13 protein-coding genes are annotated in these 14,917 nt (G+C 70.2%); 5 read left to right on the forward strand and 8 right to left on the reverse strand.

Annotation, left to right across the window (positions count from 1 at the left end):
* Positions 1–313 precede the first annotated feature (313 nt).
* A complete protein-coding gene (locus AU194_RS06150; RefSeq protein WP_059088358.1) occupies positions 314–1,480 on the forward strand; it encodes an iron-containing alcohol dehydrogenase in 1,167 nt (388 codons plus the stop codon).
* On the opposite strand, the gene AU194_RS06155 is transcribed toward AU194_RS06150, so the two are convergent.
* Genes AU194_RS06155 through AU194_RS06170 form a run of 4 tightly spaced genes read right to left on the reverse strand, consistent with a single transcriptional unit; the run spans position 1,465 to position 6,980 of the window.
* The gene (locus AU194_RS06155; protein WP_059088359.1) at positions 1,465–2,931 is read right to left on the reverse strand and encodes an aminotransferase class I/II-fold pyridoxal phosphate-dependent enzyme; all 1,467 of its coding nucleotides are present in this window, start codon (positions 2,929–2,931) and stop codon (positions 1,465–1,467) included. The genes AU194_RS06150 and AU194_RS06155 overlap by 16 nt on opposite strands.
* On the reverse strand, positions 2,921–4,096 hold the full coding sequence (locus AU194_RS06160; RefSeq protein ID WP_059088360.1) for an amidohydrolase family protein: 1,176 nt from the start codon (positions 4,094–4,096) through the stop codon (positions 2,921–2,923). Before AU194_RS06160 ends, AU194_RS06155 begins: the two co-directional genes overlap by 11 nt.
* A gap of 45 nt (positions 4,097–4,141) precedes the next feature.
* Positions 4,142–5,644: an APC family permease gene (locus AU194_RS06165; RefSeq protein WP_059088361.1), complete on the reverse strand. Its 1,503-nt coding sequence runs from the start codon at positions 5,642–5,644 to the stop codon at positions 4,142–4,144.
* Positions 5,645–5,666: 22 nt separating this feature from the next.
* On the reverse strand, positions 5,667–6,980 hold the full coding sequence (locus tag AU194_RS06170) for a glutamine synthetase family protein (RefSeq protein ID WP_059088362.1): 1,314 nt from the start codon (positions 6,978–6,980) through the stop codon (positions 5,667–5,669).
* A gap of 117 nt (positions 6,981–7,097) precedes the next feature.
* Here AU194_RS06170 and AU194_RS06175 point away from each other — a divergent pair, with 117 nt between their 5' ends.
* The 3 genes from AU194_RS06175 to AU194_RS06185 are packed head-to-tail and all read left to right on the forward strand — an operon-like array spanning position 7,098 to position 9,460.
* Complete coding sequence (locus AU194_RS06175; RefSeq protein ID WP_059088363.1) at positions 7,098–7,904, forward strand: class II glutamine amidotransferase; 807 nt, start codon at positions 7,098–7,100, stop codon at positions 7,902–7,904.
* Entirely contained in the window at positions 7,901–8,764 is an 864-nt protein-coding gene (locus tag AU194_RS06180; protein ID WP_231743187.1) for a MurR/RpiR family transcriptional regulator, read from the forward strand. Before AU194_RS06175 ends, AU194_RS06180 begins: the two co-directional genes overlap by 4 nt.
* A 39-nt stretch (positions 8,765–8,803) precedes the next feature.
* Positions 8,804–9,460 (forward strand): TetR/AcrR family transcriptional regulator, encoded by a 657-nt coding sequence (locus tag AU194_RS06185; RefSeq protein ID WP_059088364.1) that lies wholly within the window; start codon positions 8,804–8,806, stop codon positions 9,458–9,460.
* Here the strand turns inward: AU194_RS06185 and AU194_RS06190 are convergent.
* From AU194_RS06190 to AU194_RS06205, 4 genes are all read right to left on the reverse strand, one after another.
* Positions 9,457–10,539: a methyltransferase gene (locus AU194_RS06190; protein ID WP_059088365.1), complete on the reverse strand. Its 1,083-nt coding sequence runs from the start codon at positions 10,537–10,539 to the stop codon at positions 9,457–9,459. The two genes, AU194_RS06185 and AU194_RS06190, sit on opposite strands and share 4 nt — an antisense overlap.
* Positions 10,536–10,940: a hypothetical protein gene (locus AU194_RS06195; RefSeq protein WP_059088366.1), complete on the reverse strand. Its 405-nt coding sequence runs from the start codon at positions 10,938–10,940 to the stop codon at positions 10,536–10,538. The genes AU194_RS06190 and AU194_RS06195 overlap by 4 nt, the downstream gene beginning before the upstream one ends.
* An 86-nt stretch (positions 10,941–11,026) precedes the next feature.
* Complete coding sequence (locus tag AU194_RS06200) at positions 11,027–11,872, reverse strand: MaoC/PaaZ C-terminal domain-containing protein (protein ID WP_059088367.1); 846 nt, start codon at positions 11,870–11,872, stop codon at positions 11,027–11,029.
* A gap of 1 nt (position 11,873) precedes the next feature.
* Positions 11,874–13,226 (reverse strand): 3-oxoacyl-ACP reductase, encoded by a 1,353-nt coding sequence (locus AU194_RS06205; RefSeq protein WP_059088368.1) that lies wholly within the window; start codon positions 13,224–13,226, stop codon positions 11,874–11,876.
* A 110-nt stretch (positions 13,227–13,336) separates the two neighbouring features.
* On the opposite strand from AU194_RS06205, the gene AU194_RS06210 reads away from it, so the two are divergent.
* Complete coding sequence (locus tag AU194_RS06210) at positions 13,337–14,638, forward strand: acetyl-CoA C-acetyltransferase (RefSeq protein WP_059088369.1); 1,302 nt, start codon at positions 13,337–13,339, stop codon at positions 14,636–14,638.
* Positions 14,639–14,917: the final 279 nt, after the last annotated feature.

The following is a 14,917-nucleotide window of genomic DNA, read 5'->3' on the forward strand; positions in this document are numbered from 1 at the left end:
GGGCGCCCCCCCCCCCCCCGCGGCGCCCCCAACCCGCGCTCCCCCCCCCTCTTTCCCGGCGGCCCCCCCCCCCCCCCCCCGGGGGGGGGGCGCCCCGCCCCCCGCCCCCCCCCCCCCCCCCCCACGACCGGTCCGGGACACCTCGAGGAGGTAGAGCATGTTGTCGGCGATCACCGTCGAATCCCCTCACTGCCGGTGTGCGTTTTTGCACTGGCGACTGCAATTCTAGGCGTTGACGCAGGTGTGGGGCGCACTCGAGAATTCAGGAAATCCATTTCACGCGAACCATTTTCAAGATCGCTGGGGTATCGACTTGACCGCACACATCTCCCTACCGCGCATCGCCAGGATCGGCGCCGGGGCCGTCGACGAGATCGGCTCCGTCGTCGCCCAACTCGGCCACAGCCGTCCCGTGGTGGTCACCGACACGTTCATGACCTCCACCGGTGTCACCGCGCAGATCCTCGAACGGCTGCACGCGGCCGGTCTGGCCCCGACGGTCTTCGACGGTGTGGTGCCCGACCCCACCACCGAATCCCTCGGCGCCGGCGTCGAGGTGATCACCGGCCACGGGGCGGATGTGGTGATCGGGCTCGGCGGTGGCAGCCCGATGGATTCGGCCAAGGCCCTCGCGGTGCTGGCGCCCAACGAGGGCCGCATGCGCGACTACAAGGCGCCGCGCAACTACACCGGCGCCGCGCTGCCGATCGTCGCCATCCCCACCACTGCCGGAAGTGGTTCGGAGGCAACGCAGTTCACGGTCATCACCGACAGCCAGTCCAACGAGAAGATGCTCTGCCCCGGCCTGTCGTTCCTGCCGATGGCGATCGTCGTCGACTTCGAGCTCACGGTGTCCATGCCGCCGCGGCTGACCGCGGACACCGGAGTCGACGCCCTCACCCACGCCATCGAGGCCTACGTCAGCCGCAAGGCCAACCCGTTCTCGGACGGGCTGGCGCTCACCGCGATACGCACCATCGGCAAGCACATCCGCACCGCATACGCCGACGGCTCCGACCGCGTCGCCCGCGAGGCGATGATGCTCGCCTCCATGCAGGCCGGCATGGCGTTCTCGAATGCGAGCGTCGCCCTCGTCCACGGGATGAGCAGACCCATCGGTGCGCACTTCCAGGTGGCCCACGGACTGTCCAACGCGATGCTGCTGCCCGCCATCACCGCGTTCTCACTGTCCGGTGCGGAGCGGCGGTACGCCGACTGCGCGCGGGCCCTCGGCGTCGTGGACGACTCCGCGCCCGATGCGCAAGCGGCGCAGACCCTGGTGGAATCCCTGTGCGAGCTGTGCCGTGAGCTCGAGGTGCCCACGCCGAGTTCCTACGGGATCGACAAGGCGGAATGGGATGCCCGCATCCCGCTGATGGCCACCCAGGCGCTGGAGTCCGGGTCGCCGGGCAACAACCCGGTGATCCCGTCGGCCGCCGAGATCGAATCGCTCTACGAGGTCGTCTACGCCGGGCGGTGACGGACGACGGTCACCCGGTCCAGGGTGGGGTCGGACGCGCTGATCGGATTGCCCCCGGTGCGCAACGCCGACAGCGCGTCGACCACCTCGACGCTGAGGCGTTCCCCGGGCATGACCAGGGGGATCCCCGGCGGGTAGGGCGTGATCGGCTCGGCGGCGATGCGGCCGGCCGCCGCGGTCAGCGCCACCGTGTCCACGTCGGCGAAGAACGCCTCCCGCGGGGTCAGCACGATCTCGGGCGTCACGTCGAGCACCCCGTCCACCTCGGCCGGCCGCGCGCCGTCGCGTCGCCCCACTTCATCGGCGACGGCGGCGAATCCGTCGACCAACCGGTCCATGTCGGCGTCGGTGTTTCCGATCGTGGTGATGCACAGGATGTGCCCGGCCCCGGCGAGTTCGGGCTGCACGCCGTGCCCGCGGTTCAGCCGCGTCAGCACGTCGGCCGCGTCGGCGGCCAGCCCCTGCGTGCCGATCAGCAGCTTCGTCGCGTCGCGCTGGTGCAGCCCGGTCCCCGGTCCGGTGAGGTGCCGGTCGCCGAAGACGGTCAGACCCGGAATGTCGGCGAGCCGGGCGGCGGCGTCGCGGGCCCGCCGCAGCGTGGCGTCGAGCAGGTCGCGCCCCTCGGTCATCATCTGGCGGCGGGCCAGGTCGATGGACGCCATGATCGCGAAGTGCGGGCTGGTGGTCTGCACCAGCTGCAGTGCGCGCCGCACCGTGGGCACGTCGAGCTGATCGGTGTCGACGTGCAGCACCGCCGCCTGGCTCAACCCGGAGATGATCTTGTGCACCGACTGCACGGTGGCCGCCGCACCCGCGGTCTCGGCGGCGACGGGCAGGTCAGGGTGGAAGGCGAAGTGCGGGGAGTGTGCGCCGTCGACCAGCAGCGGGATGCCGTGGCGGCCGCAGACTTCGGTCAGTGCGGTGATGTCGGCCGTGGTCCCGAAGTAGGTGGGGTGCAGGATCCACAGCGCCGCCGCGGACTCCGACGCCAGCGCAGCCTCCACCCGATCAACCGGAAGTCCATGCGCGACACCGAATTCGGGATCCCACTGCGGTGTCACCCAGATCGGTCGGGCGCCGGACTGCACCAGGCCGGCCAGCACCGACTTGTGCGCGTTGCGCTGCACCAGCACCGGATCCCCCGGCCGCAGCGCCGACAGCGCCACCGCGATGTTCCCGCCGGTCGAACCCTGCACCATGATGAAGCTCGCGTCGGCGCCCCACGCATCGGCGATCAGCGTCTCGGCGTCGAGGATCGGCCCGCTGGGGCAGTGCAAGGTGTCGAGGTCGGCGAGGTTGTTCAGGTCGACGGCGGCGATGTGCTCGCGCAGCCACGGGTCCAGTGTGCGGCCGCCCTTGTGGCCGGGGCTGTAGAACGGCGCCTGCCCGCGCTCGACGAATTCCCGCAGCGCGTCGAACAATGGTGCGCGGGCGTGCCGGTCAGAGCCCATAGACCCGTTCGGCGTTGTGCACACCGATCATGTCGACGATGCGGATCGCGTCGGCTTCGGTGCAGTCGCCGGTGCGTACCCACTCGCCGAGCACCAGACCCATCGCCCGCCGCCACAGCACCGAGCCGAGCAGGTGCAGCTCCGGCGGTCCGAACGCGTCGGAGGAGTAGAGCTGTTTGGCGAATGGGGCGGTGTCCAGCGCCTCGCCGACCAGTGCGGTCGACCGCGGGCCCAGATAGTTGATCGCCAGTCCCACATCGAAGTTCACGTGGTCGAAGGCCTGCGCGAGATATCCGGCCTCGCGTTGGAACGGGTAGCAGTGCAGCAGCAGCACCGGCACCGGCGTCATCGCGCGCAGCAGCGGCAGCAGCAACAGCGGATCGGTCCGGTGCAGGTCCAGGTCGCGGTCACCGAAGCCGACGTGAACCTGGATCGGCAGACCCCGTTCGGCAGCCTCGTGCACCCCGAAAGCGATCAATACCGGGTCGGCGACCCGAAGGGGTCCACCGCCCGCGGCCAACCGCTGGGCGGCGTCGACGACGGCGGCCTCCGCGGGCCGCGACCAGTCGATGTCGAATCCGACACGGTAGGCCGCGATGGTCTTGACCCCGACGGTGCCGGGGTCGGCGGCGGCCGCCTCCAGCGCGGCCCGGAACGCCTGCGGGTAGTCACGCGGCGCGGTACCGGCCTCGAGGAGGTCCTCGGTGAGCCGTTCCAGCCGCAGGATCTCCGACGACGGGACGTCGCTGAGCGCGGTCATCTGCTCCGGCGTGGTGATCAGGTCGCCCTTGAAGCCGGTGTCGATCACCCAGCGCGACACCCCCGCCGCGCGCAGGAACCGCTCGGCCAACTCGTCCGGGCCGAATTCGCTTCGGCGGGCCCAGTATTCGTCGGCGTCGGCAAGCGGCTCCAGGTCGAGTACCGGTGCGCACCAGCGGCGGATCGCCAGCCCGAGCGGGGAGTCGAACTGCGTCATGAACGCGGGCACCGGATCGGTGGAGCCCTCGTTGATGGCGGCCTCGAACCCGGCGCGGTCGACGAGCTGGTTGAAGGTGCCGTGCACGTGGTGGTCGATCAGGTCGACGGTGCGCAGGTGGTCGGCCAGCGCATCGGGGACCTCCGCCGTCACCCCGGCGAACACGTCGGTGTGGTCACCAACCGGCATACTGCGCGACCTCCTCGTCGACGGGCACTGCGGCCAACGTAGTGCTCACCCCTTCGGGTCGACCGGCGGGGCCAACTCGAGTTCGCGGGTCAGCGACTCGCCGACCCGTTTGGCGATCCCCGAAGCGGCCAGCGCGATGATCAGACCAATTGCACACCAGTAGATTCCGAGCATCGGCGCGGCCGACCACGTCTCGGCGTCCTTGACGTTGAACCACAGCACCACCGCGATCACCACCGCACCGAGCAGCGGCAGCAACAGGCCGAGCACCCTGCCCGTCCCGCCGTGTACGGCGGTGAACTTCGGCGCGCCGACGAACCACGCCGCGGCGATCTCGACCAGCAGGTAGCACACCATCAGGCACACCGAACCCGCGACGGCGAACAGGAAGTAGGTGTCGATCGCGTCGTTGCCGGTGCCCATGTCCGGCCAGTCGAGCGCACCGCACAGCATGTCGACGACCAGGGCGACACCCACCACCAGCCAGGTGGCCCGGCGCGGGCCGCCGGTCTGGGCGTGGATGTGCGCCAACGCCTTCGGGCCGAATCCGTCGCGGCCGAACGCGTAGAGCATGCGGCCGGACGTCGCCGAGGTGGCCAGGTGACAGCCGAACGCGGCGACCGTCGCGGTGAAGATGATCAGCAGCGAGAACCACTGTCCGACATAGCTGCTGCCGAGATCGCCGAGGGTGTTACCCGATCCCTGGAACGCCGCCAGCCCGGCCTCGTCCGTCCCGAATCCGATGACCTGGGCGAACATCACGACCACGAACAGCACACCGGTCAGCAGCAGGGTGCCGGCGAGCGCCCGCGGGATGTTGCGGCCGGGGTCGTCGGTCTCCTCACCCATCGACGCGCACGCTTCGAACCCCGCCCACGACAGGAACGCGGCCACCACACCGCTGAGCACCGCCGACGCCGAGACCCCGTCGAAGGTGAACACGCTGAAGTCGACCCCGGTGGTCGGCGCCCCGCCCTTGACGAAGATGACCGCGACCAACACCACCATGGCGAGGATGCCGATACCCTCGATGCCGAGCAGGATCTTGGCCAGCAGCCGAATGTCGCGGCCGGCCAACAGGAACGAGATGACCGCGGCCACCAGCACCACCAGCAGCCACGGCACCTGGTACGGGTCTTCGGCGTCGGGTTGCAACTGGGCGATGAACGCGTTGGTGAACGCGGCGGTCAGCGCCAGCGTGCCGATCGAGAACCCGGCGTAGGCGCCGAGCATCGCGAAGCCGGAGAAGAACCCCGCGCGCGGCCCGATCGTCCCGCCGACCAGTCCGTACGCCGACCCGGCGTGGTTGAGGTGGCGGGTCAGGCGCACGAAGCTGTACCCGACCAGCGACACCCCGACCAGACCGATCAGGAACACCAGCGGGATGGCCTTGCCGACGGTGCCGATGAGGCCCTGCCCGTTGCCGGACATCGCCAGCGTCGGGCCGACGAGCGCCACGGACATCGCCAGTGCCACCCAGAACGGGAGGCGGCGGTGCGGCAGCTGGTCGGTGTCGGGCAGATTGGTCTCGGGTGGCGTCTGGGTCATCGGGGACTCCTCTCGACGGTGGTCAACAGCTCCAGGCGAGGCGCAGCGCCTGGGTGGTCTCGGCGGGGGTGCGCTCGCCGTAGGTGGTCAGCTCGTGACGACGTACGGCGGCCAGCGCCTCGATGACCGGTGCGGTGAGCAGTTCGGCGGCCACCGCGGAGTTCTCCAGCGCCTCGATAGCGGCCTGCTGCCCGAGCGGGAGCGGGGGTGGAGTGGCGCCGACTTTGCGCGGGTCCTCGGGGACCTCGGGCGGCAGCGGAAGTCGCCGGTCGATACCGCGCAGCGCGCTGCCCAGGAATGCGGCGGCCGCCAGATAGGGGTTCGCACTCGGGTCGACGAGTTTGAGTTCGGCGTTCGCGCCGTGCGGGCTCCCGGGCGTCGCGGCGATGAACCGGACCGCGGCCTCGCGGTTCTCCAATCCCCAGCATGCCGCCGCACCGGCCCAGTTGCCCGGCTTGAGCCGCTGCGCCGACAGCACCGACCCCGCGTACACCCCGATCAGGTCCGGCAGGGTGTCGAGGACGCCCGCGATCGCTGCACCGCCGTCGGGCCGGATCCCGTAGGGGCCGTCCCCGCCGGAGAACAGCGGACCGTCGCCGTCGGCGAGGGAGAGGTGCAGGTGCGCACCGTTTCCGGCCGCACCCTCAAACGGCACCGGCGAGAACGAGATCTTCAGGCCGTGGCGGGCGGCGGCCCGCCCGATCACGATGCGCGCCAGGATGATTGCGTCCGCGGTCTCCACGGCGCCCGCGGGCGCCAGCGACATCTCCAGCTGGTCGTGGCCGTACTCGGTGTGCAGTTGTTCGACGGAGAGGCCGGCGCGCTCCGCGGCGCCCATGAGGTCGACGAGGAACGCCGAGCGGTCGAGTGAGGTGCGGATGCCGTAGGGCGACCACGGCTCGGCCGAGGCCGGGCCGCCGTCGGCCGCCAGCATCGTGCACTCCAGTTCCCCGCCGACGCGGACCCGCAGGCCCTGTTCGGTGGCGCGCTGCTCCGCGCGGGCCAGTAGCGAGCGCGGGCACAGAGGTGCCGGGTCGCCGTACTGGTCGTGCAAATCGCCCGGGGCCCAGGCGATCCCGTCCTCGACGATGCGTAGGCGGTCACCGCGGATGCGGATGCGGAGGTCGCCCGCAACACCGATCGCCGGGGTGAACGCGATACCGCTGTCCACGCAGAACACGCTCCACGACGGCGAGACGCCCATCCCGGACTGTTCGAACGCGCCGAGCCGATGCACGGGGACGTACTTGGCGCGGGTGACCCCGGCCAGGTCGGTCACCGACCCGGCGATCAGCGCGATCCCCTTGGCCCGTAACTCCTCGTCCTGCTGCGGCATTCGATGTCCTCCTCGGCGGTCGAGTCTTCGCGAACCCTATGTCATGGATGTTTCACAATCTTTAAAATCTGTCGATCACGATTGATTCGTTAGATCCGGTACTGGGAGGATGCGCGTATGTGTCGGCTGCTGGGAGTCGTATCCACCGTTCCGGTGTCGGTGACCGATGCCGTCGGTGCGCCGACGCTGAAGGATTTCGTCGCGCTGACCAAGATCCACGGCGACGGCTGGGGCATCGCCGACGTCGACCGCGCCGACGGGCTGCCCCGGGTCCAGGTGTCGGCGGGCAGCGCGCTCGACGACGCCGCCTTCGACACCGCCACCTCCGGCCGCCACGCGGTGGCGAGCATGGTGCACCTGCGCTGGGCCACCAACGGTCTGGCGGTTCGCCCGGAGAACTCCCACCCGTTCCTCGCCGACGGACTCGCCATGGCCCACAACGGGTCGATCAAACCGATGGCGCCGCTGGACCAGATGCTCGACGCCGACATCGCCGCCACGCTGCGCGGCACCACCGACAGCGAGCGCTACTTCGCGCTGATCCGTCAGCACCGCCGCGCCGCGCCCACCCTGGCCGAAGCGGTGCGCCGCGCTGTGGCCGACCTGCGCGGCCGGTACCCCGAGGCCAGCCTGAACGCGCTGCTGCTCGGCGAGGGCCAGCTCATCGCCGTCGACGCCCACGCCCGCAGCAGCCTGCCCGCCGAGGACATCGAGGAGATCACCGCCGCGGACCTGCCGACCGAACACCTCGAGGACTACTTCGCACTGCGCTGGGCCCGCCCGGACGACGACACGTTCGTGATCGGGTCGACGGGCTTCGGCGACCTCGACTGGCAGCCGTTGCCGCCCGAATGCGTGACCGCGGTGTCCCTGCATGATCTGTCGATGAGCCTGCATCCCCTCGAGGACGGGTCCCGGGAGTGACCGACCGCGCCGGCGAGACCGTGGCCGCACGAGCCGCCGCCGCGCTGCCGATGTTGAGCCGCGCCGAGCGGCGCGTCGGCCGGGCGCTGCTCGCCGACTACCCGAGCGCCGGGCTGGCCAGCGCCGCCCGGCTCGCCGAACGCGCCGAGGTCAGCCCGCCGACCGTGCTGCGGTTCGCGCACTCGCTGGGCTTCGACGGGTTCGCCGACCTGCAGGTCGCGCTGCGCGCCGAGATCTCGGCGATGTCCAGTGGGCCGCTCACCCGCCTGCCGGACGCCCCCGCCGCGGGCAGCATGCTCGAGCGGCTGCTCCACCAGGCTCGCGCCCAGAACGACCGTGCTCTTGACACGCTCGCCACGATGTCCGACTCCTCACTGGAGGCGGCGGTGGCCCTGTTGGCCGACCCGTCGCGGCCGCTGTTCCTGCACGGTGGCCGGTTCTCGCTGCTGCTCGCCCAGCATCTGGCCGCCCACCTCGAACAACTCCGCCCCGGGGTGCGGTTGCTGGCCGAACCGGCGGGCCGCGACCTCGGCGCGATGATGGAGCTGACGCGCCGAGACGTGCTCGTGCTGTTCGACTACCACCGCTACCAGGCCAGCGCGGTCGACGTGGCCGCCCGGTTCCACCGCGCCGGCGCCGCGGTCGTGCTGATCACCGACGAGCTGGCCTGTCCGGTCGCGCCCGACGCGGAGGTCGTGCTGGCTGCATCCAGCACCGTCGGGACCGTCTACCAGAGCATGGCGGCTGGGTTCCTGCTCACCGAACTGCTGCTTCCGCTGGTGATGGACGCGATCGGGGAGCCCGCCCGCACCCGGATGGCGCTGTGGGAGGAGCAACGCCGCGGCGAACTCCTGGCCTGACGTTCTGAGCCCCGCGGTGCGACCGATTACCCTTGTCTGATGGCCGGAGGAACGAAGCGTTTGCCCCGCGCGGTGCGCGAGCAACAGATGCTCGACGCGGCCGTGCAGATGTTCTCGGTGAACGGTTACCACGAGACGTCGATGGACGCGATCGCCGCCGAGGCGCAGATCTCCAAGCCGATGCTCTACCTGTACTACGGGTCCAAGGAGGAGCTGTTCGGGGCGTGCCTGAACCGGGAGCTCAGCCGGTTCGTCGACGAGGTGCGCAGCAAGATCGACTTCACCCAGAGCGCGCGCGACCTGTTGCGCACCGCGGTGCTGTCCTTCCTGACCTACATCGACACCAACCGCGCGTCGTGGATCGTGCTGTACACCCAGGCCACCAGTTCGCAGACGTTCGCCCACACCGTGCGGGAAGGCCGCGAGCGGATCATCGAACTGGTCGGCAAGCTCCTGCAGGAGGGCACCCGGCACCCGGAGCCCGACACCGACTTCGAGATGATGGCGGTCGCACTCGTCGGCGCCGGTGAGGCGATCGCCACCCGGGTCAGCACCGGCGACGCCGACGTCCACGAGGCCGCGGAGCTGATGATCAACCTGTTCTGGCGCGGCCTGAAGGGCACCCCGTCGGATGCCGGCGGGCAGGAGCGCAGCGACCCGGGGATGTCGAAAGACGCCGCGGTCGCGTCCACCTAGACGGCCGTCGCCTCGATCAGGCTGATCGGCGCGACTGTCGGCACCACCCGGGTCAACCGGAAACCCGCCTGCGTGAACAACTTTCGATACTCCGCCTTGGTTCGTTCCCGCGCGCCGGTGGCCATCAGCATCTCCAGGTCGGTCCAGTTGCCGACGAATCTGCCCCCGTGGTCTCCGATGACCAGTTCGGCCAGCAGCACCACGGTGCCCGTATCCGCCGCGGTGCGGATGTTGCGCAGGATCGTCAGCGCCTGGTGGTCGGGCCAGTCGTGGATGACGTTCTTGGCGACGTAGGCGTCCCCGCCGGCGGGCACATGGTCGAAGAACGAGCCGGAGACGAGGTCGACCCGGTCGGCCACCCCATGTCGGCGCAGCAGGTCGGGGGCGCCCTCGATGACCTGGGGGAGGTCGTAGAGGACCCCGCGCGCCGACGGGGTGGCCGCCAGGATCTCCGCCAGGAACCGGCCGTGCCCGCCGCCGACGTCGACGATCCTGGCGTACGGGCTGAAGTCGTAGGCCGCGGTCACCGCCGCGGCCGACGTCTCGGTCAGGTCGGTCATGGCGGCGTTGAAGACCGCGCTCAGGTCCGGGTTCGCCGCCAGGTACTCGAACCCCGGCATCCCCCGCAGCTTCGGCATGGTGGCCTCGCCGGTGCGGATCGCCTCGCGCAGGTGACTCCAGTGTTCGCGGTGGTCCGGGTGGCCCACGAACCGGGCCATCCCCGCGATCGACATCGGCGCACCGGTGCGCAGCGTGGCGCCCAGCGGGTTGAGCGCGTAGCGGCCGTCGCCGCGCCGGGTGAAGATGCCCTCGCCGATCAGCGCCCGCATCAGCCGCGACAGCGCATCGGGGTCGGCGTCGACCCGCTGGGCCAGGTCGTACAGGGACAGCGGTCCATCGGCCAGCGCGTCGGCCACCCCGAGGTCGGCGGCCACGGTGATGCCCTGCGCCACCCAGGCACCGAAGATCTTCTCCATCATCACCGCAGTCGGCGGCGCGCTGCGCTGATAGCCGCGGTACAGCAGCTGGCGTACCCGGTCGAGGGTGCGCACCAGCCGAACCGGCGGCACGCGCGTCATGTCGGGGGGACCGCGGTCTGCGGGCCGAGTGGCTGGCACAGCGGCGCCGGCGGCTGACCGGCCCACCTGCCGCAGCCCCGCCCCGTCGCGGTGTAGCCCACCCCGGGTACGTACGGCGTGAAGAGGACCTGCGCGCTGTCGGTGCCGCGGGACTGCATGCACCGGGTGACCGAGCCGTCACCGCTGAGCTGCAGGCACGCCACCGCGAAACCGGGCTCGGCGGGCCAGCCACACTGCGCGGGCGCCACCGTGGCGGATACGGCGGGCCCCTCGGCGGTGTCCACCACCACCGGGGTCGACAGCGTGTAGGTGCACGGCGGCGGGGGCTGGGCCTGCGCGGCGGCGGTACCCGCGACGGTCAGCGTCGCGGCCACGGGGAGAACCAGGCCCGCCCGGATCATGGCGGAATCGTATGTCCACCGACGCCGAGACTGCGGGGAGATCGCGAAATCGCGCGTATCGGCGATCACTCCGCAGTCTCGACGGGTCAGAGCGGGCGGACGGTACCCGTCAGGTGGGGTTCACCCTTCTTGTTCCGCAGCGTGAGGTCCCAGCCGCCGTCGGCGGTGCGGTCGACGTACAGACCGGCCTTGGCGGGCAGCACGACCGGTTTGGCGAACTTCACCGAGTACTGGACCGCACCCGGCAGCTGACCCTCGATGTTGGCCAGCACCGCGGCCGCCGAGAACATCCCGTGGGCGATCACGGTCGGGAAGCCGAACAGTTTGGCCGCAAGGGGATTCGTGTGGATCGGGTTGTGGTCGCCGCCGACGGAGGCGTAGTGGCGGATCTGCCCCGCGGTGATGTTCAGCAGGGCATTCGGCGGCCCGAGTTTCGGCGGCTTCTGCGGCGGCGGTTTGGGCTGGTCCGACAGACTGGTCCGCTGCTGGTGCAGGAACGTCGTCACCTGATGCCACGCCGGTTCGTTGCCGACCTTCACGTCGGTGATGACGTCGACCAGCAGACCGCGCCGGTGTTCGCGCATGTTCTCCGCGTGCACCTGTGCCGACACGGTGTCGCGGACCGAGATCGGCCGGTGCTGGGTGATGTGGTTCTCGATGTGCACCGAACCCATTGCGGCGAAAGGGAAATCGAAGCCGGTGATCAGTTCCATCACCGTCGGGAACGTCAGCGCGAAGGGATACGTCAGCGGCACGGTGTCGCCGAACTGCAGCCCGGTCACCGCGGCGTACTGCGCGACGGTGGCCGGATCGATCGTCAGGTCCTCGACGGCCAGCGTGCGCTCGGGCAGTGAATCGCCGCGCGGTACGAACGGCAGCGCACCGGCGACCGCCATCAACAGGTTTCGCGCCCCGCTGGGCTGTCCACTCATGTCAGGCCCCCAGCATGGCTTGGCCGCACACCCGAATGGTGTTGCCTGTCACCGCATTCGACGCCGGGTTGGCGAAGTAGGCGATGGTCTCGGCGACGTCCACCGGCTGGCCGCCCTGGTACAGGGAGTTGAGCCGACGGCCGACCTCGCGGGTCGCGAACGGAATCGCCTCGGTCATCTTGGTCTCGATGAACCCCGGTGCGACGGCGTTGATCGTGATGCCCTTGTCGTGCAGCTTGTCCGCCAGCGCGTCGGTCAGGCCGATCATGCCTGCCTTGGTGGTGGCGTAGTTGGTCTGACCGCGGTTGCCCGCGATGCCTGCCATCGACGACAGCCCGACCACCCGGCCGCCCTCACCGAGCACACCGTTGTCGACGAGCCCCTCGGTGAGCTGCAGCGGGGCCAGCAGGTTGACCGCGATCACCGAATCCCAGCGGCCCTCGTCCATGTTGGCCAGCAGCTTGTCGCGGGTGATACCGGCGTTGTTGACCAGGATGTCGAGCTTGCCGCCGTGATGGTCGCGCACGTGCGCGGCGATCTTGTCGACGGCGTCTGCCGCGGTCACGTCGAGGGTCAGCGCGGTGCCGCCCACCTTCTCGGCCACCTTGGCCAGGTCCTCGGCGGCACCCTCGACGTCCACCGCGACGACCGTTGCGCCGTCACGGGCGAACACCTCGGCGATGGTCGCCCCGATCCCGCGGGCCGCACCGGTCACGACGGCGACCTTGCCCGCCAGCGGCTTGTCCCAGTCGGCGGGCGGGGCGGCGTCGTCGGCGCCGACCCGGTACACCTGACCGTCGACGTAAGCGGACTTGCCGGACAGGATGAACCGCATCGTCGACTCGAGACCGGTTGCGGCCGGTTTCGCGTCGGCCGACAGGTACACCAGCGACACCGTCGCCCCGCGCCGCATCTCCTTGGCCAGCGAGCGGGTGAAGCCCTCGAGCGCGCGCTGCACGATCTGTTCGTGCGGGGTCTCGGCGTCGTCGGGGTCGGTGCCGACGACGACCAACCGCGCGTTCGGTGTGACGTTGCGCAGCAGCGGGGTGAAGAACTCGTAGAGGCCCTTGAGGCCCTCGGGTTCGGTGATACCGGTGGCGTCGTAGACCAGGCCGCCGAACTTGTCGGCCCATTTGCCACCGATGTTGTTGGCGACGATCTCGTAGTCGTCGGCGAGCGCCGCACGCAGGGGTTCGACGACGCGGCCCTCGCCGGCGATCAGCAGCGCGCCGGGCAGTGGCGGTTCGCCGGCCCGGTAGCGACGCAGCGTCTCGGGCTGGGGGATTCCCAGCTGTTTCGCGAGAAACGAACCCGGGCCCGAGTGAACAATTTGGGTATAGATGTCGGAGGCCACTTCAGCTGCCTTTCGTCTGCGGAGTGGAGGTCCCACCCTGAACTTACTCCTGAGTAAGAACGGTGGGTAATATCGGGCATTAGATAACCGGAACGACAGTGGAGGCAAACGTGGCTGAGAGCAGAAGCATGCGGCGGGTGGCCGTCCTCGGCGGCAACCGGATTCCGTTCGCCCGGTCCGACGGCGCCTACGCGAACGCGTCCAATCAGGACATGTTCACCGCGGCGCTGGGTGGGCTGATCGACCGGTACAACCTGCACGGCGAGAAGCTGGGCGCGGTCATCGGCGGTGCGGTGCTCAAGCACAGCCGCGACTTCAACCTGATGCGCGAATGCGTGCTGGGCAGCGCGCTGTCGTCGTACACCCCCGCCTTCGACATCCAGCAAGCCTGCGGCACCGGGCTGCAGGCCACGATCGCCGCGGCCGACGGGATCGCCGCCGGGCGGTACGAGTCGGCGGCCGCGGGCGGTGTGGACACCACCTCCGACGCCCCGATCGCGTTCGGTGACGACCTGCGCAAGACGCTGCTCGGGCTGCGCCGGGCCAAGTCGAACGTCGACCGGCTCAAACTCGTCGGCAAGCTGCCCGCCGCGGTCGGCATCGAGATCCCCGTCAACAGTGAACCGCGCACCGGGATGTCGATGGGGGAGCACGCCGCCATCACCGCCAAGGAGATGGGCATCAAGCGCGTCGACCAGGACGAACTGGCCGCGGCCAGCCACCGCAACATGGCCGCCGCCTACGAGCGCGGCTTCTTCGACGACCTCGTCACCCCGTTCCTCGGCGTCTACCGCGACAACAACCTGCGCGCGGATTCGTCGGCCGAGAAGCTCGCCAAACTCAAGCCGGTGTTCGGCGTCCGCCACGGCGACGCGACGATGACCGCGGGCAACTCCACCCCGCTGACCGACGGTGCCTCGGTGGCGCTGCTGGCGTCCGAGGACTGGGCCGAGCAGCACTCCGTCGAACCCCTCGCCTACTACGTCGACGGCGAGAGCGCGGCGGTCGACTACGTCAACGGCCGCGACGGGCTGCTGATGGCGCCGACGTACGCGGTGCCGCGACTGCTGGCCCGCAACGGCCTGACGCTGCAGGACTTCGACTTCTACGAGATCCACGAGGCGTTCGCCTCCGTGGTGCTGGCCCATCTGCAGGCGTGGGAGTCCGAGGAGTACTGCAAGGAGCGCCTCGGCCTCGACAGTGCGCTGGGCGCGATCGACCGCAGCAAGCTGAACGTCAACGGATCGTCGCTGGCGGCCGGCCACCCGTTCGCCGCGACCGGCGGGCGGATCGTGGCCCAGATGGCCAAGCAGCTCGCGGAGAAGAAGCAGCAGACCGGTCAGCCGGCGCGTGGACTCATCTCCATCTGCGCCGCCGGTGGCCAGGGCGTGGCCGCGATCCTCGAGGCCTGACCAGCCCGCCGAAATTTTCCGCGGGACCGTGTAACGCCGCCTCGCGCACGGTCGATACACCGGGTAGCTCCGTGTTGCCGTCTGACCCCCCGACCCGACGGCAACACGGGGCCACCACTTTCCTGCGATTCGATTTACCGCACCTCTGGTCTGAGGGGAATCAGAGGCGTAAAGTCGGTCGCACGACGGGTTCGGGAGTGACAGATCCAAATAGCCGGTGCAGGGGTGAACAACCGGCGGCGCGAGACACAGTGAGAAGACGCCCCCAATGTCCTCCCG

It is taken from the genome of Mycobacterium sp. GA-2829 (assembly GCF_001499965.1).
Classification (GTDB): Bacteria; Actinomycetota; Actinomycetes; order Mycobacteriales; family Mycobacteriaceae; genus Mycobacterium.

Coding starts and splice junctions, on each gene's coding strand:
- AU194_RS06160 (WP_059088360.1), bottom strand. CDS start 4,096: ATGCCGGTTGGTGACCACACCGACGTGTTCGCCGGGGTGACGGCGGAG.
- AU194_RS06175 (WP_059088363.1), top strand. CDS start 7,098: ATGTGTCGGCTGCTGGGAGTCGTATCCACCGTTCCGGTGTCGGTGACC.
- AU194_RS06200 (WP_059088367.1), bottom strand. CDS start 11,872: ATGAGTGGACAGCCCAGCGGGGCGCGAAACCTGTTGATGGCGGTCGCC.
- AU194_RS06195 (WP_059088366.1), bottom strand. CDS start 10,940: ATGATCCGGGCGGGCCTGGTTCTCCCCGTGGCCGCGACGCTGACCGTC.
- AU194_RS06185 (WP_059088364.1), top strand. CDS start 8,804: ATGGCCGGAGGAACGAAGCGTTTGCCCCGCGCGGTGCGCGAGCAACAG.
- AU194_RS06170 (WP_059088362.1), bottom strand. CDS start 6,980: ATGCCGCAGCAGGACGAGGAGTTACGGGCCAAGGGGATCGCGCTGATC.
- AU194_RS06155 (WP_059088359.1), bottom strand. CDS start 2,931: ATGGGCTCTGACCGGCACGCCCGCGCACCATTGTTCGACGCGCTGCGG.
- AU194_RS06165 (WP_059088361.1), bottom strand. CDS start 5,644: ATGACCCAGACGCCACCCGAGACCAATCTGCCCGACACCGACCAGCTG.
- AU194_RS06190 (WP_059088365.1), bottom strand. CDS start 10,539: ATGACGCGCGTGCCGCCGGTTCGGCTGGTGCGCACCCTCGACCGGGTA.